The organism is Streptomyces glaucescens (assembly GCF_002154375.1).
GTDB lineage: Bacteria > Actinomycetota > Actinomycetes > Streptomycetales > Streptomycetaceae > Streptomyces > Streptomyces glaucescens.
Genome location: NZ_MUND01001122.1, coordinates 1 through 982 on the forward strand (window position 1 = coordinate 1; position 982 = coordinate 982).

The 982-nt window shown below is 71.4% G+C and carries 1 protein-coding gene and 1 pseudogene; one reads left to right on the top strand and one right to left on the bottom strand.

Going from position 1 to position 982, the window contains the following annotated elements; genetic code table 11:
* A pseudogene (gene rocD / locus CCN42_RS45550) lies at positions 1-160 on the top strand (ornithine--oxo-acid transaminase); the annotation flags it as partial.
* Positions 161-176: 16 nt separating this feature from the next.
* Here the strand turns inward: rocD and CCN42_RS40980 are convergent.
* On the bottom strand, positions 177-982 hold an 806-nt coding region (locus tag CCN42_RS40980; protein WP_086742092.1), incomplete at its 5' end, for a glutathionylspermidine synthase family protein.

A 982-nucleotide genomic window follows, 5' to 3' on the forward strand; every position in this document is an offset into this window, starting at 1 on the left:
GTACGGCACGGGGCGGGAGCTGTCCGAGAAGCTGATGGACCGGGGTGTGCTGGTGAAGGACACCCACGGCACGACGCTGCGGATCGCGCCGCCGCTGGTCATCTCCCAGGAGGACCTGGACTGGGGCCTGGCGCGGCTGCGGGAGGTGCTGGACGCCTGAGACCGGCCCGCGGGTCCTACAGGATCACGTGCGGCAGGAAGCGGGCGTACTCGTCCGTGATCAGGCCGGAGGACTCGCGGATGCCGAGGCCCGCGGACGCGCCGTCGACGACCCACGTGCCGAGGACGACATGGTTGCCGTCGAAGTCGGGCAGGGGGGCGAGCTGCTGGTAGCAGCAGGGCTCGTCGCGGACGACGGGGGCGGTGCCGGGGGCGTGGACGGTGACGCCGGCGCCTTCCCGGCCCAGCAGGGGCTTGGCGACGTAGCCGGTGGTGGTGGCCAGGTCGCGGGGGCCGTCGAGGTACGAGGGGAGGAGGTTGGGGTGGCCGGGGTGGAGCTCCCAGAGGACGGCGAGGAGGGCCTTGTTGCTGAGCAGCATCTTCCAGGCGGGCTCGATCCACAGGGTGGTGCCGGTGCCGCCGCCGTTGTCGAGGGTGTCGAGGACGTGGTCGGCGAAGCGGTCGGTGGTGAGCCATTCCCAGGGATAGAGCTTGAAGCAGCTGCGGATGAAGCGGAGCCGCTGGTCGACGAAGCGTCCGGAGAGGCGGTCCCAGCCGATCTCCTCCATGGAGATCCAGCCGGTGTCCAGGCCGGCCTGTTCGGCGGTCTCCTTGAGGTAGGCGACCGTCATCAGGTCCTCGCCGAGTTCGTCGGCGCTGGAGTGGGCGAAGTAGAGGGGGCTGCCGGGCGGGAGGAGGCGGGCCTGCTCGCGCCAGGCGTCGACGAGGCGTTCGTGGAGGGAGTTCCACTGGTCGGCGCCGGGGAAGCGCTCCTCCATCCAGAACCACTGGGGGGAGGCGGCCTCGACGAGGGAGGTGGGGG